Annotated in this window: 16 protein-coding genes, 1 other RNA gene and 2 pseudogenes; 8 read left to right on the top strand and 11 right to left on the bottom strand. The window is 45.7% G+C overall.

The genetic code is table 11. The features are described from left to right. Window positions 1–637 precede the first annotated feature (637 nt). Window positions 638–5,536: an SIR2 family protein gene (locus V202x_RS14465; protein ID WP_145176132.1), complete on the bottom strand. Its 4,899-nt coding sequence runs from the start codon at window positions 5,534–5,536 to the stop codon at window positions 638–640. A 545-nt stretch (window positions 5,537–6,081) separates the two neighbouring features. Between V202x_RS14465 and V202x_RS14460 the strand changes: the two are divergent. Continuing rightward, window positions 6,082–6,387: pseudogene (locus V202x_RS14460) on the top strand (integrase core domain-containing protein); the annotation flags it as partial. Between the two features lie 75 nt (window positions 6,388–6,462). On the opposite strand, the gene V202x_RS28150 reads toward V202x_RS14460, so the two are convergent. Next, window positions 6,463–6,738 carry a transposase gene (locus V202x_RS28150; RefSeq protein ID WP_409996661.1) on the bottom strand — a complete coding sequence of 92 codons (276 nt, stop codon included), beginning with the start codon at window positions 6,736–6,738 and terminating at the stop codon, window positions 6,463–6,465. A gap of 305 nt (window positions 6,739–7,043) precedes the next feature. Continuing rightward, window positions 7,044–7,448: pseudogene (locus V202x_RS28145) on the bottom strand (transposase); the annotation flags it as partial. Window positions 7,449–8,251: 803 nt separating this feature from the next. Here V202x_RS28145 and V202x_RS14445 point away from each other — a divergent pair. After that, a complete protein-coding gene (locus tag V202x_RS14445; protein WP_145176126.1) occupies window positions 8,252–9,067 on the top strand; it encodes a hypothetical protein in 816 nt (271 codons plus the stop codon). Window positions 9,068–9,321: 254 nt separating this feature from the next. Here V202x_RS14445 and V202x_RS14440 read toward each other — a convergent pair whose 3' ends face one another. From V202x_RS14440 to V202x_RS14430, 3 genes are read right to left on the bottom strand one after another with little or no spacing between them, the layout of a single operon-like run. Next, window positions 9,322–9,843 carry a hypothetical protein gene (locus V202x_RS14440; protein ID WP_145176123.1) on the bottom strand — a complete coding sequence of 174 codons (522 nt, stop codon included), beginning with the start codon at window positions 9,841–9,843 and terminating at the stop codon, window positions 9,322–9,324. After that, window positions 9,815–10,237, bottom strand: a complete 423-nt coding sequence (locus V202x_RS14435) for a hypothetical protein (protein WP_145176120.1) — start codon at window positions 10,235–10,237, stop codon at window positions 9,815–9,817. Before V202x_RS14435 ends, V202x_RS14440 begins: the two co-directional genes overlap by 29 nt. Further along, the gene (locus tag V202x_RS14430) at window positions 10,227–11,081 is read right to left on the bottom strand and encodes a hypothetical protein (protein WP_145176117.1); all 855 of its coding nucleotides are present in this window, start codon (window positions 11,079–11,081) and stop codon (window positions 10,227–10,229) included. The genes V202x_RS14435 and V202x_RS14430 overlap by 11 nt, the downstream gene beginning before the upstream one ends. A gap of 662 nt (window positions 11,082–11,743) precedes the next feature. Here V202x_RS14430 and V202x_RS14425 point away from each other — a divergent pair. Both V202x_RS14425 and V202x_RS14420 read left to right on the top strand, forming a co-directional pair. After that, window positions 11,744–13,201 carry a hypothetical protein gene (locus V202x_RS14425; RefSeq protein WP_145176114.1) on the top strand — a complete coding sequence of 486 codons (1,458 nt, stop codon included), beginning with the start codon at window positions 11,744–11,746 and terminating at the stop codon, window positions 13,199–13,201. A gap of 509 nt (window positions 13,202–13,710) precedes the next feature. After that, on the top strand, window positions 13,711–15,471 hold the full coding sequence (locus tag V202x_RS14420) for a reverse transcriptase domain-containing protein (RefSeq protein WP_145176111.1): 1,761 nt from the start codon (window positions 13,711–13,713) through the stop codon (window positions 15,469–15,471). A 107-nt stretch (window positions 15,472–15,578) separates the two neighbouring features. Here V202x_RS14420 and V202x_RS14415 read toward each other — a convergent pair whose 3' ends face one another. After that, window positions 15,579–16,787, bottom strand: a complete 1,209-nt coding sequence (locus V202x_RS14415) for an ankyrin repeat domain-containing protein (RefSeq protein ID WP_145176108.1) — start codon at window positions 16,785–16,787, stop codon at window positions 15,579–15,581. Then, entirely contained in the window at window positions 16,778–17,965 is a 1,188-nt protein-coding gene (locus tag V202x_RS14410; protein ID WP_145176105.1) for a hypothetical protein, read from the bottom strand. The genes V202x_RS14415 and V202x_RS14410 overlap by 10 nt, the downstream gene beginning before the upstream one ends. 334 nt (window positions 17,966–18,299) lie before the next feature. On the opposite strand from V202x_RS14410, the gene V202x_RS14405 reads away from it, so the two are divergent. Continuing rightward, window positions 18,300–19,202, top strand: a complete 903-nt coding sequence (locus tag V202x_RS14405; RefSeq protein ID WP_145176102.1) for a DUF5677 domain-containing protein — start codon at window positions 18,300–18,302, stop codon at window positions 19,200–19,202. 258 nt (window positions 19,203–19,460) lie between these two features. Next, window positions 19,461–20,597: a YecA family protein gene (locus tag V202x_RS14400; RefSeq protein WP_145176099.1), complete on the top strand. Its 1,137-nt coding sequence runs from the start codon at window positions 19,461–19,463 to the stop codon at window positions 20,595–20,597. 241 nt (window positions 20,598–20,838) lie between these two features. Here the strand turns inward: V202x_RS14400 and V202x_RS14395 are convergent, their stop codons facing one another. Further along, window positions 20,839–22,662: a hypothetical protein gene (locus tag V202x_RS14395; RefSeq protein ID WP_145176094.1), complete on the bottom strand. Its 1,824-nt coding sequence runs from the start codon at window positions 22,660–22,662 to the stop codon at window positions 20,839–20,841. A gap of 188 nt (window positions 22,663–22,850) precedes the next feature. Next, window positions 22,851–23,208, bottom strand: a transfer-messenger RNA (tmRNA) gene (ssrA, locus tag V202x_RS14390). Window positions 23,209–23,496: 288 nt separating this feature from the next. On the opposite strand from ssrA, the gene V202x_RS14385 reads away from it, so the two are divergent. Together V202x_RS14385 and V202x_RS14380 are read left to right on the top strand one after the other, a co-directional pair. Next, window positions 23,497–23,739 (top strand): hypothetical protein, encoded by a 243-nt coding sequence (locus V202x_RS14385; protein WP_145176091.1) that lies wholly within the window; start codon window positions 23,497–23,499, stop codon window positions 23,737–23,739. Window positions 23,740–23,909: 170 nt separating this feature from the next. After that, the gene (locus V202x_RS14380; RefSeq protein ID WP_145176088.1) at window positions 23,910–24,965 is read left to right on the top strand and encodes an alpha/beta hydrolase family protein; all 1,056 of its coding nucleotides are present in this window, start codon (window positions 23,910–23,912) and stop codon (window positions 24,963–24,965) included. Window positions 24,966–24,987: 22 nt separating this feature from the next. On the opposite strand, the gene V202x_RS14375 is transcribed toward V202x_RS14380, so the two are convergent. After that, window positions 24,988–26,166 (bottom strand): LptF/LptG family permease, encoded by a 1,179-nt coding sequence (locus tag V202x_RS14375; protein WP_145176085.1) that lies wholly within the window; start codon window positions 26,164–26,166, stop codon window positions 24,988–24,990. Between the last annotated feature and the right edge of the window lie 184 nt (window positions 26,167–26,350).

Here is a 26,350-nt window from a genome sequence, read left to right as displayed (position 1 = left end):
ACAGTAAAGACAAATTAAACACGTTTCACTTAACTGGCAGCCTTGGAGTATCAGTACTTTTAGCTCTGCTGACCGGGAGCTGGGTGGTATTCCTCGTGATGAGTTTTCTACTGGTCGGTTCATCTCTGCTGACTGGTGAGATTCGAATACCGGATCACCGTTACAAGCGTTAACGCGTGCAGCCCTGTGCTGTCCTCATATTGGTTTGATCCAGGTGAGGGCAGACAGGTTTTTTTGAGATGTTCATACTCTCGATTACCTGGGGCTTTTATTTTATCTATCAGAGCATTACCAGATCTGAAGCGTGCGCTTGGTGCTTACGAGTAAAAAATGTATGCAATTCAGGCCGTGAAGATGACTCTGTTAGAGAAGACCAGCATTCCAAATCTTCCAAGTCTGTTTTTGCCAGTGTTCACGGTCCGTCGACTTTTGACAGTTGTGGCTTCGATACTTCTGCTGATCTCGGGTTTCTAGATCGTGGACCGTAACAAGAATTGCCCAAACTGCTCTTTTCCAAGAGCAGCTGCTTTAATGGCGATAGCCCATATTCAAACGATTCTAGAATCTTAAAATGATGCTGACCAGACTTCGATTCGCAAAGGTAGTATTTTTATTAGCGAATGCTTCCAGAGCACGACTACTCTTCCGGAAAACTGTTCTGATAGTTCATTCGTGATAAGACTGCTTGCGTTCGGATTCGTTTCATTGCAAATAAGAGTTGTACTATCCATGTTGGTTCCGAATTTTTGTCTATATCACGTGATTCAACCCATACTTGCTTAAGCCTCTTAGCGCAATCCAAAATTTGATCCTTCATGAATTCTTGTTGTCTGTTTCTTAGTTTGGGAAGCCCCCCTAAATCATTTAAATGGCTCCATTCTTCGTAGACTTTATCGACATCGACATCGTTGTTCGAAGTAACGTAGTACTTTGCAGTCAAACACGTAAAAGCGACTAAAATTCCCAAGTGAACATGTTTGAATTCACGTTTTGCTCTTCTAATAGAAGTATCCATGTCATCGGTAATTTCATCTACAACATGAATACAATCGACCCCTTCACTGATTGCAGTTAACGCTTCAATGAATTGTCGTCGGATATCAGTCCGCTCCTTCTGCCCTTTGATCGATTGACGGGAGATCGTATACAATAATTTCAATAATAAAACCTCAGCCCGTAATAAGGCGAGTTCTCTCCACCACCAGACATTACGCCTGCCTCCCGTCAGCCATTTTGTTGCTTCTGAGATGGTCGACTCAGCCCGTCTGATTCTTTCTGAACAAAGTAAAAATAGATCTTCTTTTTTATCTTGTAAATCCCAATTTGAATTCAATGGAATGTCTTCAATCTGGAGTATCTCGACTACTACTTCATAGCCCTCTGCTTGCGATTCAAAAAATTCTTGAATCGTCGGCTCATCAAGAATCGAATACGATTCGACTGTTGTCGCTGAGTGGGTTATCTTAGTGTGAAGGGCACTTGTAATAGCTAAAGTTGCTTGAATTAGCTTCGTTAGATCTAAAGTGCCTTGATCCGTCTTAAAGCGATCTTTGAGTGTAGTTTCAACTGGAGTGAGTTCCTTATCGTCGTTCAATCGCTGTTCGATACAAAGACGTGGATCGACAAGGAACAAATGCTGTCGATAGCTCGCAACGAAACGGTCATCGGAATCAAGTATGAGAGGACCATACACCTGTTTTTTCAGAGCACCCTCAAATAGAGTTTGGGCGCGGAGCAGGTATGATCTGGCTTTTTCAAGTGAGATCACAGCCAGACTGGTTCGATCAGCCCCGCGCCGATCATCCAACCCAACCTGAGCTCGATTCAGTATACTAAATAATTCAGCCCAGTCCCGATCAGTGATTTTTTCTGATTCCATACTGCCTGAATCGGCATAGCGAATTTTCTGCCGAATGATTCGACCGCGAAGAGTTAAAGCACGGGCAAGAACCGTGAAATATTTTCGAGCATGATAATGTGATGTAGAATCAATTAATTGTATTAACTCATTGTACTTCTTAAAAAGGTTTTTGTGGGGTTCTAATAGACTATGGTAGCTCTGAGGATAATTCTTGTTTAATGATGAAATAAAACTCTGATGCGTACTCTCCCTTTTCAAGTATGACGATATAAGACGAAGTTGATGTTGTATTTTCTGATTACAAACTTCATCGGATTCTATCTCTTTCTCAGAATGAAAGGCTTGATAAAGCAGAGGTACTGACTCCAGGATCGGAGTGGCTAATCTACTGCCAAAAGCATTCTGAATACAGTTACCAATATCTATCAGAATTCTGATCAGCCTCAAAGAATGATGGGGTTTCATTTTGCTCATCCGCTTCTCCAGCCATTTAAAAATCTCTGATATGGATTTCTCATTCCAAGTGAGTGACTGGGTGATACTCTGATTTGACATTTCAGATAAATTATCCTTCTTATTCAACTTCCATTCTGCCGGTGGTAGAGGACTGTCTAATTTAATTGATGATTTAATCTGACCTTTTTCATCAATACCTCGTCCTTCAGAGAATACTACGAGTAACAGCTGCTTCAATCTTTCCCGAATACAGCCGCCAAAATCACACTTCTCTCTTAAGACTCGCGCTCGAAGGTCCGACAAGGTCCAGAAAAACCGTTCGATCTCTTCTGCAGAACTATCTCTCGATTCCTTCAGCTCTTTCCATTTCGTATTGTAAGATTGGTATGTTAAGGAAATTCTTTGTAAGTCTTCAGTCAAAAAAGAGGAAATGGCCTCAAGAGCTCGATCTGCAGGGAAAGAAGTCAGTATAAAATCTCGCTCTCGCTCGATACAATCACGAAGAGAACAGATATGCTGACTTCTCTCGTTTGAAATATATTTTCTTAGTTTTCCTTTTGTGTTCTGAGCGAAAAGGTACTCCCAGAATTGAGAGTAAAGTGGGACCTTATTTCTCTGGCATTGCTTGGTGAATTTGTCAAAGGACTTTTTAAAAGCGGTATTGCTCAGTAGAAGATTTAAAGATGTCAGCTGCCGAATGAATGACACTTGATGATAAAGATATTCGAGAAACATTTCAGGATCATGAGACGCAAGGAAAAGCTCGTTATAATAATAATCAGCCGCAAAACGGTGAATGGACACCAGTGTGATGAGCGTCTGGATAATTTTTTCATTGTCCTCTTCATTTCTGGGCTTGCCGTCTGTAGTCAGTGCGGGTGCAAACTTAGATAGTTTCGCGTAAAGCGAATCTCGTACGTCGTTGCGAAACCAGATATAGCCTCCTTCGAGACGTTGCAATGAGTCCAGACCAGAGCTGTTGAGCGTAACAATCTGTTCTATCCGTTGTTCGATGGAATTGTCATCGGAAGTAGGGCTGGTAAAAAAAGTGTAAAGTAACTCTCGAACCATCAGTTCGTTGCGCGGTCTTCTAAATACTGACAAAAGCGACGCAATAACATGATCGTCGTTAAGAGCAACCTGTTGTGACTTTCCCAGGGCTCGCAGAATATCAAGCGCATCATCAGTATGCTCTGCATAATCGAATTCATGCCATTCATACAGGTATCGCGTTTTAGGCTTATCAGATATCTTTTTGAGACGCTGCCTCCATTTTAATTCCATGGTAAAGAGTTCCCCCAATTCGGTATCATGGGGCCCATTTGATACTAAAGTTATATCTTCTTGAAATCTCCATGTTACGGGGGTCAACCCGAGACAGATCGCGGAACTGCCTATCCCACTAAAAAAGCCATTGTTTGCAGGCAAAATGAGTGCTTCGATGAATTCCTGAAACTGTTGAAGGCGATATCCGGTACGCTCCACGCTGGACTTGACAACCCCGTGATGTAGTGTCATGGGACGCGCGAAGCTGCCCATACTGTCCAATACCAGCACGTAGGTATCGCGTGAAAGCGCCCGGCGAACAGAACGAATGGCTTTCTTTACGGAAGAGGGCTTCTCCTTTTTATCCACTTCATCTGAACGTTCATGTGTTCCCGTGGGTTGAACAATATGGGGGAGTTTTCTGTCGGAGTTTCTACAGGCCTCAAGAATATGGGATACCAGGCCACCAATCGTCTGGAAAGATTCACAGTCTATCCAGAGCACCCGGTATCCACGACAATTGCGTGCCAATTCCTGCAATTTCTGTGAGATATCACATAACCGTCTTTGCTTAGAGGGGTCCGATTCGAATGGAGGACTTACGATATGAAATGGCTGCTTCCTGAAAAGTTCATCACCGCTAAAACCTATGGCGTCCGATTTTTTATGATTATCGTTATCGCTGACCGCATCTGTTACCCGGGGACTCTCGAGACCATGGGGTTGTGTTGTATGCGCAGCATAAGGCACTCTGGTTCGTGTCTGATGTTTCGCAGCTCTAAAATAAAGTTCCGTTAAAAATTTTCCAGGGTCATACCACTGTTTTGTCAGGAATGCTCCTCTCGGCCTTCCTGCAAAGTATTCAGGTATCGCAGACCGGTGTATCCAGATCGCGCGTGTTTGTTCTTCTGAACCGTTTGCAGCACTCAGAGGGAGGCTGATATCAACGATTTCGTTCACGCGGCGCTCATTACCACCGATTCCAAGTAACACCAACAGTGAATCGTCCTTGAGGTAACTTTGGATACGAGAGCGAGACTCCTGATCGAGCGAGCGATCAAGCGATTCACCCACAAGTAATCCATAAGCACCACCATGCAGCTTGAACAATGACAGCTGATCACTCAGTAACGAGGAGTGGGGGAGCACATTTTCTCTGGCAATATCGTAAACGTACGGCAACAGGCCTTCTTCTCTCAATGCAATTTCCAGAAGCGAATCAAAATTGATCGTCAGGATTAAATCAATTTTCATCAGCTTACTTAGCGAAGCCAGTTGCCTGTGACTGACCCCCGGTTTTCTTTCCGAAACCAGGAAACGAAAAAAGGAATCGATCGTATCTGGATTACTGTCAGCCAGGCTGTATAAGAGAGGCTTCCATTGTGGAATATACTCGTTTAATTCCTGCTTTTTTATTGCTGATTCAAACTCTGCTCGGGCCTTCTTTGATAACTCGGTTTTAATTCCCTTCAACCATTCATGAAAACTAAGTACCAGGGCTCTTTGGTCATATTCGACTTCGTGCATCTTCTCTTTCAGTATCGTGTCAAGCTTGCTGCTGAGCTCAAATGCGGATTGACTTTGTTCGGAAGAGTTGATATCAGAACCAATGTGCCAGATTACAGAATCGTAATCTGGCCAGCCAAAGTTCTGCAGATATTGATTGATTCTGATTTCCGACCTGTCAGTTTTTTCGTTTTCCTTCTTTCTAGATCGACTGAATGAAAAGTCGAATAACCCCTCTGCAATGCAATGTGATGTTGCAGCCAGATATTGTGGAGTCTGGGACAACGTTGGAATTCCCGATTCGACAGAGATTCCTGACCCCAGAAGTGGCACGATTCTCCGTCCCTTTCGCCATGCTTCAATGATTACGTTGATTGGGTCTCTTTTGTCGTCAGGAAAATCATTTGTAGACAACGCTTCACCTCTTTTCACTAAATGTTTTTGCATCGGTTGTTTACATCATACTTCAAGACAGGAGCATGCTTGTCTGTGCATGTATTTATCAGTAGCATAAAAATGCGTATAGTTAAAGTGGCTCAATATAAACTAAAGGGAATAAGTAAAATTCCTTATTGATCCCTGTCTCAAACTTGACTGTGAAAGAACTTGTCGAACCATAAGTTCCAGAAATCTACTTTAAGGAGCTCCACACTCGATGAAAATGAGGGGCTGTTCTTAGATGAACTTGAGTATATAATTATGCAACTACCGACCATTAGAAACGCAGGTTTTGGTTGAACTTCTGATCTTACCGATTGAGATCGTTCTTGCAGTCGCCCAGGAAATAAGTCCCATCGTGAAATAGGCAGGCCGGCTCGAAGTCGACTTTGCTGAATCGTCCGGCGCATCGCTGGAGCGATGCGAGACAAAATCGACGAAGAGTATATAGCCTTCTGTTTTGTAGAGAAGCGACGTGAGTAGACTGGCCTTTTACGGCCTTCAACTGTAAAGACAGATTGAACCCGTTTCACTTAACAGGCAGTCTGGGTGTCCGTCGCAGAATCCCGGATCATATTCGCAGTGAGAATGGTCCCGAGTTCAAGGCTGAGCGTGTTCGTGACTGTCTCCGCAGGGTGGAAGTGAAGACGTTGTTCATTGAACCAGGCAGTCCTTGGGAAAACGGCTACATCGAATCCTTCAACGGAAAGCTGAGAGATGAATTGCTCAACGGGGAAATCTTCGATACGTTATGGGAAGCCAAAGTGCTGATCGAACGCTGGAGAAGAGATTACAATTCCATCAGACCGCACAGTTCACTGGGCTACAGAGCCCCGGTACAGGAAGCGAAGCTGTTCTGATCGCCTGCTTCCGCTCCGCTCCAACAGGCGATCAGAACAGCTATAAAAACAACAGGACACTAAGCGGCTGTGTTATTAGTCAAGTTGTTTTTGGGCATAATTTGGGCTCCATCGCGAATTTGTTTTGACGAGTGTGTTAAGGATTACAAGTAACTTTCTCATACAGGCTACGTTTACCACCTTGAACGGTTTTCCTTGAGCTTCAAGTCGTTTGGCAAATGCTTTTATGACAGGATTACATCGTCGGGCAGCCAGAGCAGCCATGTGCAGATTGCTACGAACTGAAGCTCTTCCTCCCCAGATAGAACGCTTTCCACGATAGCCACCACTGTCATGATTGAAAGGAGCCAAACCAACCAGTGCGGATATTTCCTGGCGATTGAGAATCCCAATTTTGGGAGACTGGACAATAATGAAATGACAGTAACCATACCAACCCCTGGAATGGATTCGATGATTTCAGCCTTGTCTTTCCAGATATCGTCTGAAGCTAACAACTTCGCAATTTCTTTTTCTATCGATTTAAATTGCTTCTGCAACATATCGATTATCTTTTGAATACTCTTTTGGACCAGCTTGGAAGTAGGCAGTTCCTGTCGATTATTTTCAGCTGTTCTCAAATCGATCAGTTGACGACGACGGGTTTCCAATTGTTGCAATTCAGTCTGTTTTTCATGGTGTTTTGCGAGCGTTCTTGGTCGAACATGTTGCCCGTACAGTGCGATAAGCTCTGCATCAATCCTGTCGGTTTTTGCCAGGCTTCCCATAGCTTTTCCGAAGTGATGAACATGACGCGGATTGGCAACGGAAACAAAATGACCTATGGCCGCAAGTTCAACAACGACGCGTTGCTCATATCGACCTGTCGCTTCAACAATAATCAAGCACGCTCCCACATCAATAATCAAGCACGCTCCCACATCAGGCAGTTTGCTGACCAGTAGTTTGATCCCTTTCTCATTGTAGGAAACTTGATAATGTGTCTTTTCAGGGAGGATACAAATATCGAGCGAATCTTTGGCAACATCAATACCGACAAATGAGGTGATCGAATCATTCATGGAGTTGTCTCTGTCTTGCAGATACGAGCTCGATTCAGCATGATCTAGATATCGGCTCTGGCGGCTGTTCGGGCTAAAATCCAAAAGCCGGCGACGATCCTGCTTAGTGTCGGTCTTGAAAGACCCAGTCATGGTCGATCTGCCGTCGTGGAAAATTCTTCTTCGCTACGCTCAGAAGTCTTTTCCACGGCAATGTCCATTACACCGTCTGATCCTGACAAGTCAAACATACAAGTCATGTGACTGGTGTCATTCGTGGGGGCACGTCACTATGACTAAGATGCGGGATTCCATGACATAAAAACAAGTCACTGACGTTTTCCGAGATGTGTGCACATTTTATCGTGTCTACATCTATTTTCAAAACCCCCTGGTAAAATCATCGAGAATGGTCGACGTCCTGCAGGTCGGCTTATTGAATATGCTACACTGTTTGTATAGGATTTGTTAACGAATGTATAAATTTAACTGAAATCGTTGTAGTTGAAATATGACAGGAGAGTACACCGGGAAAAACCGGTCTATGAATACAATTTGAGCGACGCGTGAGCGTCAAGTCTGCTTCCAGACAAATACCGCCACTTGAGCTTCGGCTCATATCACCAAAGAAGCAGCCCTTGAGCCGCGCCCCGAATGGGGCGCTGGCCATGTGCTGTTCTTTGGTGCCCCTTGGCGGGGGTTGTCTGGAGCGGTTGTGGTTCAGCGTCCTTTTTCATGCGCTTAAGTACCAGGTATACCTGACTGATCGCTGGAAGGAACTATCGCTGAGTAACTATTTTCCTTTAGGCAGGAGCGACCAAATTATGCAAGCAGAAAATCCCAATACTAAAAGGGTGAATGCAAGGGGTAACCAAATAGAGGGGCCATTTTCGACTGATAATTGCGATTCACAGAATAATGGTGAAACTGATCAGTCTGATATTTACTGGGGACTAGGAATTCTGTCTGCGATACTTATAGGCCTCGTATGGTTCTTTGGTTGGACTAACTTTATTTGGGGCGTGGGATGGATTGCCATTATCTTACTTGGGCTTGGAAGTTTTTTACTGGGGTGTACAGCGATAGGTAAAATTAAAAAAGGAGAACAAGGATATGATGCTTTGATCCCAGCATTGATTTGTGTTTTCATTGCATTCGTGGTTTATAACAGGTATCTACCTACCAACTCTTCAGATCCAGCCAAGATGGCAACCTTAAATTACTGGAATGCGGTACCAAAATGTCTCGATTCAGGAGGACATCGCATTCAAAACCGTAAAGAGATAATGGACTATTTCGACAGGTATGCAACTCGCATAGAACAACTGCCGACTGAAAATGTTGACCCAATAGCGGTGGAATGGGGATTGGAAGTGGCACGATCATTTAGAAGCGTTGTTAGGCACTGCCAGGAAAGCTCTACACAAGAACAGCAATTGTTTATCAGGTCTTTTGTGAATGGATATAGTGGAAATATTATAGGAGGCTTGGCTGATATTTCGGGCACGTTAGCCGAAAATGATGCAAGGTCTAATGACGTTATCAACAATTTGAACTACGTTTTGAATCAAAGGAGTTCACAAGTAAGGTCTAAGCTTACTGAGAAACATGGTATTCAATTTTCGTCAATCAGTTGGTAAAAGAATGAATGTCAAAGGGGGGCGAGTAAAAATAAGAACTGATTTGACACGCCAGACGCGGACTGTGGAACTATTTACTGGTGCATTACCGATCACTTTCCGTCACAAGTGTCACCCGTTACGGGCGACTAAAGTTTCTCGCCAGAACTTAGAGCTTTCCCGTTATTTCTGCCAGCCGGTGTCAAGATTGGCTGTCTATCATCAGTACAGAAACGCCCATAAGCATGTTGTCATTTCAGGGGAGCATGGAATACTTAAGCGCTGTCCTGACGGTGCTTCAAGATTTTAAGATCGGACTGTTGGTTTTCACCCGATAGAAGTTTCTTGATCTGGCAATACTGCTTGATTGCCAATAAGTGCCTGCGTTGTGCCGATTCAAGGCGTTTCATCATCAACGTACTCTGGCCAGCAGTTCTGTTGGTGGCATCAGCATCAACACTCATTAGATAATGCATCTCCAGCCAGGTCGCTCGAATCACGTCTGCCAGCATCTGGTCAAAGATATGATTCGAGTCCCCTAGGATCTCTTGATTGAGTGCAGCCAGTTTTTTCTTTAGAGCCTCTTGCGCCAGGGTATTGCCTTTTGCAATCAGCGTGATCCATGCTTTCTCGGCAATTTTGGCAATGTTACCGACCTCGTTCCAGATCTGGGGCTGTTGATCAAGAAATATTCGAAGTTTACCGAGAGCCCGCTGGTCACCTGAGTTGGCTTTTTTGATGACTGACTCCAAGGCCTCTTGCTCGGCTTTACTGGGTGTTTTGGTTTGCTCCGTCATAATTTTTACGCATCCTCCATTCATGTCCTTTGTGGAGATAGTAGCCACAGGAAATTAGCAGTGTTTTATACAGCAGCGTCACTAGGGAAGCTAATTCCGTCGTGTGACACGTAGCCTGGTCAACTTGGAATAGGATAGTCTCCCAGTGTTGCCTGTCACGCTGCTGTTGCAGACGACGTTCCTGGTCCTGCCGCTCTGCTTCGGCTCCTTTTTTTCCAGGACCAATATAGATTTTAACAGGTTTGCCATCAACGCGTTGGCTTTTGTAGTAATACTGGCGTTCTCCTCTCTTCTTATCCCAACTCAATGTAATCCTCCATGTTGTTGCACTACGTTTTTTCCTTTTCCCCAGTACTGTCCAGTAAAAAGGGGCAAAATAGGGTCTAACTGGCACTGAGCTCCAGAGATCTCAGTTTCTTTTGGATCTTTTTAATTAATCTTTCTGGTGAACCAGAAGCTGTCTTGTCTACTTTTCGTCTAGGGGGCTGGCTCTTAATCTGTCCCGTCAAAGATTGGTAAACATATTTTACACGGTCTTTTTTGTATTGTTGTAACGCTCTGTCCTTCTCTTCTTGCGTGGCTAGCAGCTTAATCGATAGTGTATAGAACATGAATTCTTCCTCCCATCTGTTATTGCGATGAAAGATCGGAGCTGCCAGTTCTGCTATGAGGGCCTGTAGTCCTAGGTCTACACTGGAAGTAGGGCGTAAATAAACACTCAGGGTTGGCTCATCATCCGGTTTAAATTCATCATAGTAAGATTGGATCACCCAATTTAATACTTCCGATTGCCCTGTCAGGCCGAACCAGTTCCACATCTGCCGCAGATTGTGATTGCAGTATCCTCGAAAGTGTGGCTTTCCGACTGTCTTGATAAGTTTCCAGTCAGAGGTTCCAGGGAAGTCACGCACGCAAAAGAAAAGATCGGCGAAAACCTGAACCACTGCCGGAGTGAGATTACAGAAACCTGCAATTTTTGAGTCAGACTGTCCGACCAGAATCCTTGCCTCAAGTTCTGCGCGGCGAAGACCGTCTTCCTGAAATATCTGATGGGAAGTATGAATCTCGGGGAATTTCAGTCTGTCCCCGGTTTTGAGGTAGGTTAATGCATCCCGGGTCACCTGATGCTCAGGTATTTCATCGAGATCTGGTTCACTGAAAAGCTGTTCTGCTATTTCCCATCTCCAGTTGAGAGGGGTAAATGGATTACCTTTAACAGTGGCGTTTGTCAGGATCATCTTAGACTCCTTTCTAAGTCTGATGTCGGACTCTAAAAATACTTTTTAATTTAAAATTAAAACCAAGCCTGATTATAACGAATGGGACAGGACCAAAATAGATGTTATCGATTTCTAGAGGCCATCATGTCCCCCGAATGGGGGACAACCGAGGGCAGATCATGGAAAACTCCGTCTAAGTTTTTCGCATTCTGGTGACGATCCTGATCTATGAGAACGAGTACATTAGACTGATCACCCATAACAGGGACGCGATGGCCTTGAATAGTTTATCGTGTCAGTGAGGACTCTTATCTGCGCTACTTTTTCCTTGGGTCGTTTGATGCTCTTTGTCAAATAGTGGGATTCCTTTATCGCCACATCACGACAGAACTCAGCCATCGTTTGTATTCATGAGCGCTGCGGACAGTTTGTTTAGGTTGTGCTCATCTGCCGTGATGTAGAATTTGATCTGATGTTTCGAGTCATCTGTATCTTTTATGATTTATATAACCTTTCCTGGGTTTGAGTGTCTCACAATACTCCTTAGGGGCTTCAAGAAAATATTGGACTTGACGCATTGAAGTGGATGGCGGTAGGTTTGAGTTAATGGTGTGTACCAGGTGTTGATTCTAGATTTCAAAAGTACTTTTGAAATCTAGTGGGTTAAAAGGAACATACAGATGGCTAAGAGAGTAGAAATTGAGATATATCATGGTGCGTCAAAACTGAGCGGTTTCGTAGATTATCGTATGATTAAAGACCTCATCGAGTATACCACTAAAAAGTTCAGTCACTCGGACAAAGGAAAGATTCAAGAGCATGTCGAAGATAATGCACTTTGGGATGTAAATTATGAGGGGAAACTCGTCGTTCCGACGGGACTGATTCCAATTTTATCGGATCGCCTCCGTCAAACAGGAGTTAAGGTTACGAGGACCGATTACCGCAGGTTTCTCAAAAAACAGAAAATGTCAAAGTCTGTCATGAAGAAGACCTTGGGCGACGAGAAAGACTTTCTTCAGTCATTATGGGGTAACCCACTTGGCCAGATCGAAGTAGGTAGGCCTGGTGAGGTTGTCCAATACATCGAGAAGATTGCTCGGGTATTTCCACGGGCCAATATATTAGTTCGAACCATTACAAATCAGGAGGCTCGTCGGATGCGCAACGAACTTAAGTCGGAAGCCCCAGAGCTCGATGCAAGGGTGAAGCCGTCTGGGGGCTGGTATGTTAATCGCCCACATATATTATTCACGCGTGGCGTTTTAATGGGTGGATGTTTCAATAAAGACTGGGACATCATTCTTCTACCAGATGCAGCGAAAGTCGTCAAAGACAGCTTTCGAGAATCGATGGGTATTTTTGGTGTCCATCCTTATCGTTGTTACAGTTTCGTATTGCCAGGTACCTCATTATCTTCTCCTGAAAGACTGATACTGGAAGCAATCGCCGGGCAAACGATATTCTCGAACGTACCACGCGAAACTGCAGTTGAAGTTCTTTGGTTAAAACCACCTTCTTATCCAACTCCAGTCGTGAATAAACGCGGACTTGCTTGGAAGCAGGAAAATTACTGGAGGAATGATCGTCGGAATGATTATATCGCTGGTATAGCTCGCGCGTTTCAAACCGACAACAGAAAAAAACTGAAAAAATACGGTGTGAGTTTTTATCAGGGGAAACCACATATTACTAACCCTGATTATTCCAAAATAGTCATTCTTGTTGAGTCTACAGAAGCGGGGCGTGAGCTTCAGAAACGCCTGACTGCCTGGGAACTTCGGAGTGTAGTGAAGGGGGATGTTGGTAATACTAAGCCTACTCATCCTGAGGGACAAATCATTACGGCTACTAAGGCTGAAAAAGATGGCATCGATGCGGATGTTCTAGTCAACGCTGCAGGGGGACAGGGCATCGGTGCGTTTCGATCTACTATTGCAGAATCAGCAACACGATCTGTCCAGGCTCCGGGACTAATCATTGACTTAGCCGACGAGTTTGACAAGATCGCAGTTGAAGATACTCGTAGTAGATGTAGGGGATACGAGAAGCGCGGCTGGAAACAGTCGGGCCCTGGTCTCTCCTCATCTCCAGGTAAAACCACAAAAGTACCCGTCGCACAGGAGGTGTCTACATGACCTTGCTTCGCGATAACACGGGTTTTACCTTCCAGTTCTTCAGATCCACCCTGAAGAGAAACCGCTGTCCGGTGATCACCACTGTTCCATCCGACAGCAACCCGTCTCTAGGACCCGGTGGTTCCTTGGATTCTAGGACCGTCCCGCGCAACATGGGGGACGTAAAAGATAACCTGAAACCTGAGCTCGTCCGGAGACGCATAGAGAAGGATCTTTATGGTAACTCCTTGACCGCCACAGGTGTGCTGGGCGTTCGCTACTACTGGGGAAGCGTGAGAGACGGGATCATTCTGTATGGTCACTGCCTCAGGGCTATTAGGACGTTTAAGGACTCTCTACTGAGCTCTAGTACGTTCATTAGGGGCCATGTGGATGCAATCATGAGTCCAAATGCCTCTATCCCCAGCTACGGCTTCGCCTGTTGCTATTTAAAAATTTTCAGCGCAAAGCTGGGGAGATGGCAACACAGGATGTGAAACCATCTTTTTTTATTCAAAGAGGCAGAATGAATGTATGCAAACTCATTCAAGAAACTAAATCCAGACGAGTTCTCTACCTCGAGTTTGGGATACCATATCTGGAGTAAGGACCAGTATTATCAGAACATAAAAGCTCGACTAGAAAAAGCAGGACAAGAGGGGCGTGGTGCGATCAAAGATATAAGGTATTATCTTCCTCAGTGGGCTTCTGACTCACGTTTGCTGTGGAGAGTATGGCGTTGGTTAGCAATACACGGAGGGCAGGCGCCAGGCGTCAACGGAAGAAGGTACAGCGATTTCTATGACCACGAAGTATGGAGCTTTCTGGCTGCGATACAGGATGGATTAAAAGCAGGCACGTATCAACCAGGACCTGTGAAGCGAGTATCCATTCCCAAAGACCCTTACGATCCCGGTCGTGGGGAGCGGAGCATTGCTTTGCTGAACATTGAGGACCGGGTCGTTCAGCGGGCGACCAATGAAATTTTACAGCCACTTCTCGACCCGCTTTTCGGGGAAACGATCCTCGGATTTCGGCCAGGCCATGATCGCATGAATGCTTTAGCTCTTGCTCAAAAAAAGATGGCTAAAGAGTCAAGCTTCGTGTTGATTACAGAGGACATCAAAGATGCTTTTGATAATGTACCGCGTAAACGGTTGATGGATATCGTAGCCAAATATGTCCCTTCCCCTGAATTAGTGGAGTTGATCCGCAAGTTTGTCTGTATCGACACTCGTAAAAGAGGGATACCGCAAGGAGCTCCTCTGAGTCCACTGCTTTTGAATTTGTACCTGTACCATAGCGTTGTCCGAAGATGGAAACCAGAATCTGGTTTGGCAGCGACAAATATCATCTGTTACGCAGACGATATCTTGCTGATCTGTCGTACCCAGAAGCAAGCCCGTGAGGCCTGGGATAGGCTGTCAGATTTATTGAAGAAGGCAGGACTTCCATTGAAGCATGGTTGCTCTAAAGCCATGATTGATTTACGACGGGAAAAGTCAGCCAGGTGGTTAGGGTACTCTCTGCAGTACCCTAAGCAGACCTTGATCACGAAGATCGACGAAAACTCATGGTCTTTACTACGGGAAAGCCTGGAGCGGGCTCATGAAAAACCTGATTCTCCACTTCTTGCGATCTCTATCGTTGAAGGCTGGCTTGACCAACTGGGCCCCTGTTTTCGTCACGAGAATCGGTGGCATGTAACTCAGAAGATTCAGCGGATTGCCTCAGAATGTGGCTTTGATGAAATTCCTGACTCGGATACTTTGAAGTTTATCTGGTTACTGGCTTATGCACGCTGGTGGCAGAGAGTAGCTCGTCTGAGGGGAGATTTACCCCAGCGAATCGAGGACAGAGTCAATGAGGATGAATTCGATGCTCCCGCGGAAGGTTTATGTGTGGATGCTGCCTGGAATGCTAACAAGCAGATCATGGAGTATCGGGGGGTATGGTTGGATGATGAAAGCGAAGCCTTTCGAGTCGATCCAATCAGTACCGGAAGTAACAATCTCGGTGAATTCCTGGCCATTGTGCATGGACTGCAATTGCTTAAGCGAAAGGAAATTAACTGCCCTGTCTACAGCGACAGCCAGACGGCCATCAGTTGGCTGAAGAATCTTCGTATAAACTCAAAAAATGCCAGAGATCAAAAGATATCTCCCAGGGTATATCAGCGAATCACAAGAGCGGTCCTCTGGTTAACACGGCAAACCGACCTCAATCCGGTCCTGAAGTGGAATACAGAAGACTGGGAGGAAATTCCAGCTGATTATGGGAGGAAGTCATGAAACGTATCTAGTAGGGACTCCAAATGACTTGGTAATCTTCGATGGTGAATCCTGGAAGGTAGGCTCTGTTCTCAAGGGAACTGAATAATTCGAATTTCTCAGGCTGGCTATTCAGCACTAAGTTGATCGATCAGTTCATCCAGTTGCTGGCGGTGCTCTTTGGCATGCTTTTTGATCGTGGGGGTTTTTAGCAGAGTCTTGATGTCTGTTCTCGAACACCCTTGATACTTTGACATAATCCAGGCGAACTCCACGGTGTAATCAGCGGTCATTTTCAATAGTGACCGGCGAGCCTCCTTGATATCGCCAGTCTCGGCAGGTCTCCATTTCCCGCCGTACTTCGCCAGCAGATGAATTAGCTTGAGTTTGTTACGTGTGGTCTCTGTATCATATTTCCTGCCATGATCGTCCCTGGAGCTGTATCTCATGAACATGCACGACTCCAGTGAAATCAGCAAGGATTGGATAGCAGAACAACCTCCATTGTCATGCTCGTTCGGATTCATCCCTTGTTTGAGCAGATCATGGATCAGGTCGTAACCTTCGTCTCTGTCGGCATATTTCAATATCTCATAGACCGCGGGATGATCGTGGCTGATCTTGATCTGTTTCAAGGAGAATACTTTGTAGTTCCCCCAGAGTGCTGCAAAGCCGAGGGCGGATAGTCCGCCATCTTCGGGATCAATTTCCCTGCCAGGTTCAGATTCACCAGGGGTAAACGGGTCAGCGCCGGCCCACAACAGGAGTGAGACCCACTTCAGGTTTCCTTCTTGGCAGTGATGGCGTAATGCCACATTGGCCTGTTCCTGGAAGCTGGGGAAACGATCCTGGTATTTTTTGAATATCCGAAGTGCTGTCCGTATTCGATTGCACAATGCAGTCGCCAGTGGCATCCCAGTTTCCACGTCGGCACCGTTCTCTATAAAAAACTCCATGATTTCAGGTTCCCATGATTCGAAGACTTCATCCATGTCGACCTTAGAAGCCTGATATCCGTGAGCTGCGATCAGTTTTACTAAGTCCAGCCTTCGTTTTGAGATCGCCAGCCTCATGGGGCAGTAGCCATATTCAGAGCCGATCGAGGCTCCCCCTTCCAGCAGCACTTCTACCAGGCTGTGAAAATCACGCTCTATTGCGTACCGTAGCGGGGTATGCTTTTGGTTACCTCCATTGCCAGGGACTGGGGGATCAACTGGCTTGTTCTCAACGATCCATTCCTGGACCTGGAACACCTTGCCCTCTTTGCAGAGTTGGACCAGGGGCTCAATTTCTTCACGTGACTGTGCCAGACGGTACCGAGTCGGTGTTAGAACCACGATCGAGGCTCCTCCGGGATATCCAGGTCGAGGATCGAAGACGGAGACTCTTTGAGTGGGTCCAAGCGGTCAGCCTGATCTTCGGCCCAGGACAGCCATTGCTCCAGTTCAGGAGATAAAGTAATAGCCCCTGAACTGGATTTGTTCGATCCACGGATAAAATCCAGGTACTGCCGAATTTCTCTACTGGTTTTCCAGGATCTGGCTTCCTGTACTAGGCTATTTACCCGTTCCTGTTCCTCTGCCTGTTGTTGTCGCAGCTCCGCTCGCTGTTGTTTTTCTAACGCACGTTGTTCGGCAGCTCGTTTGTATTCTCTTTCACGTTCTTCATCCTCCAGTCTGACTTCTCGCTTGCGAGCGGCAAATTTGACTAAGCCACTGACGACTTTGTTTAAGCAGTCCTCGATTCTTTGTTTTTTGGCATCTCGCCATTGTTTACGGTACCCACTTATTCGATACGAATTCGGTTCATCGATATAGACCGTCAATTCCCCGGTGGCGATTTCGTGCGTCACGTAGTTATTGTAGGCAAACTGGTAAGCACCGGTCAGGTCATGTTCTTCCGGTAGTTCCTTCGTGACTTTGATACGTTCCTTGATCCCAAAAGCAACAGATTCCCCGAAGATGGAAACAGAGGGCCCCTCAGAGATGATCAAGTCTCTCACCTCCAGTGCTTTAATGAGTGCATCCATCACTAAAAACGCACGGTGAAGGCTGTTTCGAGTGACACTGATGTTCAAGGATGGATCTTGGTCGGGAAGAAGGATTCCAGCATCATCTGATTGGGCTCCGATAAATTCTTCTTTCGTTGCTGTGATCAGCTTATGGGCTCCTCTTAAACTCTTGGCAACTTCAATTTCCTTTTCAGGCTTTTCCTCTTCCGTTTCACTTTTTTGAATTTCCTCGCTCAAGCCCGACTTTTCATACTGTTCTGGCTCTACAAAAGCAACGATGACTTGGTCATCATTATCATCGCCCGGAGGAAGAGGAGTTTGTGCTGGGGCTTTACCGACTTCTTTTTTGGCCCAGTAGCCACGTGGGGGACGCGGGATATCATGGCGTTTACAAAGCTTTGCCAGTCCGACATCAGAAAGCCCAAATTCTGTCGCAAGGCGAGAGGCGGGGGTGGACCAGATTTGTTCGTATAGTTGCTGTCGGGAGAGTTTTGTGTCTGACATAATGGAAAACACCCTTAGTAATATTTACTGTAAAGGTGCCATCTATTTTGCCAATTGCGTCGTGACAGTCAAATATTTTCTGGGAGTTGGCTTCTAGGCTTCTTGAGAGGCCCTTGGGGACGATTTGAGGCAAGAGAGGCTTTTGGCTCGGGGGATGGGCCGGGGGTGAGCGAATCTGGGGCTAAGAGCATTCTGGTTTTATGCGGAAAATATAAAAAAATGGACTACGAAACGGTTTAAGGGTGTCAGATGGATCGTAGGGTGAATATCCGAACCTTTTGGCTGTCCTGCGTGTCTTGCTGTATTCGGACGCTATAAATGGAGGAAGGAGAATATGTTTCAGGATGATCTACAGGGATCGGACCAGACGGAGAAATACCACTGTTGGTATAGACAGATGGCGGACGCCGTAAGTGCGGCTCTGAACTCATATCTCTGGGTTCTTGGGCATGTGAACGAGCAGTTAAAGGCCACGGGGAAGGACACACACTTGGCTGCTGCAGTGCTGCTGATGGAGTACGCGGACCAGATTGATGGGGTGGCAATACTTGCACAGAAAGGATCGGCAAGAAACTGCGTCCCGCTGATTCGAACTGGCTTCGAGCTGCAACTCAATCTTATGTATATGGTTCAACGCGACGACACTTTCGAGAATCGCTGTCTGGCATACGAATTCTATCACTGGGTAAAGCAGATAAAAGTCGCCCTAAAGTGCGACCCGAGTTCTGAAACTGGAAAGCAGGTTCGCAGCCAGACCAAGGGGGAGCTACTGGCCGACGCCTTTGACCACCCTAGCCGGAACATTCATGCGGAAATCGCTGCCTTGCAGCAGATGATGGACCACGCGCGTTTCTCAGCTGTGAAAGTCGAGTACGATCGGTCAAAGCCGAAACACTGGTATGGGATGTGGGGTGGCCCCGGAAACATCGAGCGACTGGCTGCCGAATTAGGGCGTCGCGGTCAATACGAGGTCATGTACAGATTCTGGTCGGGCAATGCCCACGGAGAGAGCGCCCTGCAACGCATCGACAAGTGCAGAATGGAAATGCAGCCAATCCGCTGTCCCCGAGGTTTGCCGAATGCCTGCCTCAACGCCTGTAATCTTGCTAATGAAATGGCAGTGTTCTTAGTAGGCCGGTTCGTCCCGCAACTCAAGGACGAACTGGCGGTGCGTTATCTGGCCAATGTGAAGCCGGGTTTGGAATTCATCAAGTCTGTGGAAGGGTTGGATGGGTAACAGGGCTACAGCGTCGAGGCAATGCCACTACAATGTAATTGAGGTGACAGGACCGCAATAGAACTCTTTCTGGGTGGAACGAAGTTACTCGCATTAATTTCATCCATCATTGATGTGATTCTCCGATACAGCTGCATCATGTTCTGTCGATGTTATCTGAAATATTTCTGTGTCAATGTATGGTATTGAATCTGCCGACGTTATTTTGAACGAACCTTATCTACTAATTAACCTGGATACTTAAAGGAAAAAGGGAGAATGTCATTTGTCAATATGCATCCGAGAATGGGTAGAAACGAACCGTGCTGGTGTGGCTCGGGAAAGAAGTTCAAGAAGTGCCACATGAATCGTGAATCGACACCGCGGCGGACAATCCAGGAAGTCATCGAGACTGGCCGGGAGGCCTACGCGAAAAAAGTCTGTCTGCATCCCGATCTCTCGACTTGCAATCATGGCATCATCAAGGCCCACAGTATCCAGAAGAACGGTGGCCTCAGCAGAATAGCTGTGAAAGGAAAGGTCTATGGAATCCGGGAAAACAACGCCGGCGATCTGTCGAAATCAAATGGGATGCTCGCTCCGAAGCTGGTTGGTATCCGCCACGCCTCGACGTTTACAGGTATGTGTGGCTTCCACGACGACCAGACTTTTGCACCTATCGAGAAGGAGCCATTTGTTTCCTGTAATGAGCATGCCTTCCTGTTGGCATATCGTCACTTCTGCAAAGAAATATTTACGAAGGGGGGCGCGATCAGCTTACTTCCGACTCTTCGGACTGCTGATAACGGACAGCCATTCGAAATTCAGATGAAGTACCAGCGTTTCATGGATGAGATGCAGAGCGGCTTGGTTCAAGGAGTCAAGGACGTGGAAGCGATTAAGGCTAGTTACGATACCTGTCTGCTCACAAAAGATTTCTCTGATGTACGTTTCTATGTGGTCCAGTTCAAGGAAGTTCCAAATTTACTGACCTGCTCAGGTAACTTCCCAATGTTTGATTTTTCAGGCAATCAATTGCAGAGATTACTTGAACCAAACAAGCTGCCTGATCACGTCACATTTTCAATCATTGCCACTGACACGGGTGGAGCATTCATCTTTTCTTGGTTAGGAAATCTTCTTTGTCCGGAGTGTTTAGTGAAGTCACTCCACAAGCTTCCCGACGCTGCCATCGGTGATGCTGTCGTTCGATATGCATTTGAGTACTGTGAGAACCTCTATATGTCGCCTACATGGTGGGACGGATTGGATGAGACAAGTAAGATGGCTCTCTGTAGACGCATTACTAAGGCTGGGGATGTCACGGCTGAGAGGAAGAGTGACTGCCTGATGCCTGATGGTCACAATTATGTGAATTGGACGGTTACCGCTCGAGAAACCAATCTCAATTTGTAGTTCCAATCTCCTTTGTAATCGTCTGCCCAAACTCACAAACAAAATAGATAGTATCCCTCTTTGATATCCGAACTAATGCTCAGATCCACATAGGATTTAATACTGTCTCTTAAATTAACCAACTAATTCGATCACAAAATGTATGATTTGCCACCGTGCAGATTGTCGACCAATTTTGAACCAGCGATCTCTGCGCCCCCCCGAAAAAAATAGTCTTACAGATTCTCTCAGTCCATATGCTTTAGCTTTTTTGGCTATGGCGACTTACTGTCTGTTTTGTGACTCCCAGAGTTTCTGCGATATGGTCGAGTTTGAAGCCTTGCCTGCGCATTGACTTGATCCGAAGAATCTTACTCCGGCTGATGTTGCTACCTCCTCGTTTTCGCTGTTCTGGGAAAGGGATTTCTATGGACGACCATATTGTACTTAATCTGTGTCCAACTAGATCAATGGCTTCAAAAACCTTTGCAAAGGGACGATTGGTGTAGAAGTCCAGTAAATCATCTGACTTTACAGGAGTTCCGTGGCATAGGAAGACCCCAGCTATTTCACCCCCAGATTCAACGCGAATCAGGTTTCCAGCCGTCTTGCGAAGCTTGCCAAAGCTGAGTTTGCGAAACGTGGAATGAGCTTCATCTTTGCATATTTTATCGGTGAGGCCTCTCCAGAGATTGGGGATTTGCATGTTTCTGTCATTACCGGCTGTCGGCGTGTCGTAAGCGCGTCCTTTTTGGTTGACTAGAAAAGCGGAGACATCTTCGTCAATCTCGATTTGAGCTCGTTGTTTATGCCACCATTCAATGGCTGATACGGTGATCGGCCATAGTTTCCATTCTCCATACACTGAAGTCTTATTTCTGAGGCGAAAAATCCAGCTGTCGTTTTCAGTCGACTGATACCGGATTTCTCGAGCTGAAGGATGTTCCTGGTTGAGATGAATATCTTCGGGTTGAAGAGTTGCAATCATTTTGGCGTCGAAGCCGCAATTAAGGCCCATTAGCAATAATAGTCTTTTGAGGGGAGATGCATATTCCCAAAGGAGCTGGATTTCGTCATAGGAATAAGTCTGAACCCTGGAACTACGAGCTGTTGTTGCCTTTTCCTGAACGGTTTCGGGAATTCTTATTGAAGTAAATTCCAGATCGGAAGGTCGTTTCCAGGAAGAGCCTGGAGCTGTGCTGAGCCACCTGATGAAGTGTCGAAATTGTTTTATGTAGTTCCTTGCAGTTCGAACAGCGATCCGTTTAACACGTTTTCCAGGTGGTCTTAGGGCCAATGTTTCCTGATAGGCAAGAATTCTTGGAGTGTCTAAATCTTCTAACAAACAATCCTGAAGACACTCTTTTAAAAACAGGGCTTGTCGAACTTGCGCAGTGCCTGTCGGGTTTACTGTGCCATCAAGATTTACATGTTTACTTTCAAGAGCTTTAATGTATTCATCGAGTGCATGGTACAATGTCTCACCACCAGCACCTTGGAATATCATGCGGCGCCCTCGTTTGATCAGTTTGTTTCCTTCTGTTTTGATTTCACTTTCTGCCTCGCACTGTAGCTCTTCATCCAGTAATTCGATGTGAATAAATGGAATGTCGCGCCTAAGCTGGTCCAGCCGTTGTCCGATGGAAGGGGAGACCAGACCAGATTGTCCAACCTGGCTCGGTAGCGGGATTCTAACAGTCGCTTCACCATTCCGGATCGCTTCTGCAATGGTCAGGCTAACTTCGTCCCATACTGGTTTCCCTGGTCTCTCAAATTCTAATTCACCAACACCAATTGAGTTAAGTGTTGTGAGTGGTCCGTTGGGGGTACTTATTGTTTCAGTGGTGATCGAGTGGCGGAGGCTTGGCTTGGATGATAGTTGAGGGATTGGGAGAGTTGCTGCTTCCCATCTTCGGCATACAGCGTCCCAGAGCTGCTCCAGTTTGAGGCTGGCGATCTTTGCTTGGGGTTCTTCCCGTCCAAGATAGAATTTTTTCTGGGAGAAGCCATTTTGAGTTTTTCTCCAGCCGAGGTTGCGTACAAACAGCCCTTTTTTATTTTGGCAGAGTTCTTTTTTCTTGGCCATGAAACTGTCCCGAAAAACAGTGGATTCTGATGTCTGAAAACAGATAATATTGCCAAAAATCAGACATCACAAGGCGAAAATCAGACACGAAATCAGACATTAAGCCAAAAAGAGCGGTTTTATTCTATGGAGTGTTTTGTGTAAGGGTAATAAAAATAGACACTTACCAATTATGGTAAGTGTCTATTTAGTGGAGGCGGCGGGAATTGAACCCGCGTCCTGTGAACCCTCAGCTAAGGCCTCTACGTGCATATTTTATTGTTTGAGTCTCGCTACTTCAGGCACAATAAACAAAGCCCTTCGGTAGCCAGTCCACCACGGATCTCGTATCAGACGGAGCGGACATTGATCTGATACCAGTCTGATTTTGTGACCAGCCTTCGGACTCCTCAGACAGGGATCCCTAAGCCGGGGTTGCTTTTATTAAGCAGCCATTGAAAATTGCTTGTTTGCAATTAGATTGTGATCAGCTTTTAACGTGGCCAACTGATCAACCACGGCACGCCACCCTAACATACGGTGAACCAGTCGAATCCGATCGCCCCCTTTTTAGTAGTACGTAAATTGTGAACAAATGGTTGAACGCAAAATAGAATATTTCCACGCTCTCCTTCTATTATTATCAGCAGATGAGCAGGAGTCAAATTACTCTGTTTCCCGAAATTACTCACACATATGGTTTTATAGTGAAAATTGCCTGTTTTTTACTACCATGATGGTATCTCAAAAATAATTCCCATTAAAATAGTCTTGCTGCAAATATTCTGATCGAATCAACGAACTGACATTAATCTCACACGATTCAAATTCTTTGATGCATTTCAGGAGAAAATTATGGGTGACTATGATCTTGTTGGTTTAACAGCCGTCATTTGTCTGTTCGGGTTGCCCTTTCTTTGCGGGATTATCGCAATCATCGCTAATGCCTGGACGAAAGCGGCCTGCCACCAGAAAGATGTGGATTTGAAGCATCATATGTTGGCATCCGGCATGTCTGCTGAGGAAATTGAACGGGTACTCAACGCAGGGAAGGGTGTTGAAACTTCTGTTGAAACCTGGTCTGACCGGGAATCGTAATCTTCGCTTCTATTTTTCCTTCTTTTCTCGCTCCTTGTCCGTTCAGTCAAAATCGGTCTACATAATTGGGAAGTATTGGTCTAAAATAGAACCATATCTGCAATGCAGCCACAAAACTGAAATTGTGGTTGTTTCCAATTAATTTCAGAAGAACGGGAATCTTTGACACAATGGCTTTGAAGCAACGTACGCCTTTGGAACGACGTTTTCTAATCCTGGTTTTGGGAATCATCGCTTGTCTCGCCGTGATGAGCGAACAAAGCAAGGCGGAAAATAAACCAACCGGTCCTGTGTTTGTAGACATACCAGAGCAGGGACAGGTTCGCTTTGAAACGACCGAGATGGAAGGCAAAGTCCCTGGTCGTTTTCATCTCGATCCGCATCAGTTTCCGTATACGTGTAAATTCAAGCGAATGAGTGGGCCGGTTCGCGTTTATGATGTTACGTTCCCATCGCCGGTCAAAACAAAAGTCGAAGCCAATAATACCGTCCATGGACACTACTATCAGCCTGAGGGAACAGGCCCTTTTCCTGCCTGCGTCTGCCTACATATTTTGGGAGGCGGTTTTGAGCTTTCTGAAATGTCTGCCAATTCTTTGGCACGTCAGGGTATCGCGGCACTAACGATCAAAATGCCTTATTACGCGCAGCGACGTGGCGTCGGCGAAGATCGCTATCGTCGTATGATTTCTTTTGTCCCCCAGCATACCGCCGAGGGGATGACTCAAGCGGTATTGGATATACGGCAGGCTACCGCCTGGCTGATGAGTCGAGAAGAAGTCGATGCGAACCGTCTGGGTGTGACGGGAATCAGCCTGGGGGGAATCATGTCTGCCCTTTCCTCTGCCGCAGAGCCGCGCTTCAAGAAGGTTGCCATCTATTTGGGGGGAGGAAATCTCGCTTTGGGGATTTGGGAAAATCCGCATCCCCATGCGAAGCAATTTCGTCAGCAGTGGTTAAAGAGTGGGGGAACTTATGAATCATTTCTGAAGATTATGTCACCCGTTGATCCACACACTTATGGACATCTCTTGCAGAACCGCGATGTGTTGATGGTGGTGGCAAAACATGATGAAATTCTACCTCCCAAAAGTGCCATAGCATTATGGGAATCGATGGGTAAGAAACCAGAGTTGGTCTGGCTGGATTCGGGGCATATTTCTGCCGCACTCTATATTTTTGGTGAAACCCAACGATTGACTACATTTTTTTCAGAGTGGAAATAGAAGGGGTTGTTTGAGCCAGAGTTTAATTTCGCAGTACTTTTCGTAGTAAATGAATGGCAATCAAAAACAAACCGACGTTACCCGCCCATAGAGCCCAGCTTGGTTCAACTTTACCCAACTTTGCTAAATTCATCGTCAGCAGAACAATAGGGTAATAAAACAAAAGTATGGGCATGAAGACCATAAAAAAACTGGTGAGAAATTGCCTGCGTGCCTGGGCGATCGAAAATGGACAGCCAACCAGGACAAAAAAGAAACAGCTACAGCTTAATGCAAATCGGCTGGCCAGCGCCGTTTTCAGTTTATTTTGTCGTTTTTCTTTAACTTGATTTTGAGGTAAATCGGCATTAATTTCTGGTGAATTAAATCGTTCAAAATCGCCTAGAGCCAGTAGCATGGCGACTTCAATATCACGATGAAATTCCAGCTCATCACGTTCAGCTTGCAGGCCCCCCAGTTCTGACTTGATGGATTGAACAGTCATGTGTCTTGGTTTCGCCATGGCACTCTGACTCGGGAGAGGAAAAGGAAAGTCATCTTTCTCAACGTAAAATCGAGGCTTTCCCGGGAAATCGATGTATCCTTTCAGGATGTGCAAAATAACTTGCTGGTGCTCAAGGTCAAATTCTAGAGTTGCTTCTTCTGCCTGGAGATGAACAGGTTGCTTATGCGCAGGCGAATATCGGAATGTCGGGACCAGCAACGTTTTGCCACGAACACCCATTACGGTAATTGAGATTCCACTTGTTGGATCATGTACTTGATTTTGGGAACGGAGTTTTTCGAGAAAAATACTTTCTAACTCACAGGCAACCGTATTCTCAATATTTTTTTCAGCCCAGGGAATAATTTGATCGCTTAATAATAAAGACCCAAGACTCAGAAATCCTCCTAAAATAAAGGAAGGCCAGAGGAGTGAGAGCACATTAATGCCCGCTGCTTTCGCTGCGGTAATTTCCTGGTCACCAGAAATACGCCCGTAAACCACACACACGGTTAAAAGTAACGTGGCTGGAATCGTAAACGGTAACATACTAGGGACGATGAAAGGCAAAATTTTAAGGACCAGAATAGCCCCTAAGCCCTGACTGGTTGCTTGCTGGAAGGCTCCCACAAACACCAACAGGACTGTTAGAACTGTGATCATCAATGTAAAAACACGCAGCAATTCAAAGAGAATATAGCGCTGAAGCAAACGCATGAATGATTGAGATTATTATTTGAGAAACAGAACGAGGTTATGATTTTACACCAGGCACGTTCAGCAGATCTTGCCCGAAGTTGTATACGGTAAGAAGCGGAACTGAGTCAATATCAGACGTAATAATTGTGTTCAAATGTTCATTTTTATTGGGTTGTGAGAGGATTTCAACGAGAAAGTACCA

The sequence above is a fragment of the Gimesia aquarii genome, assembly GCF_007748175.1.
GTDB classification, from domain to species: Bacteria; Planctomycetota; Planctomycetia; order Planctomycetales; family Planctomycetaceae; genus Gimesia; species Gimesia aquarii_A.
The sequence above is the reverse complement of the archived record's forward strand: the minus strand, read 5'-3'. Positions and strand labels throughout refer to the sequence as shown.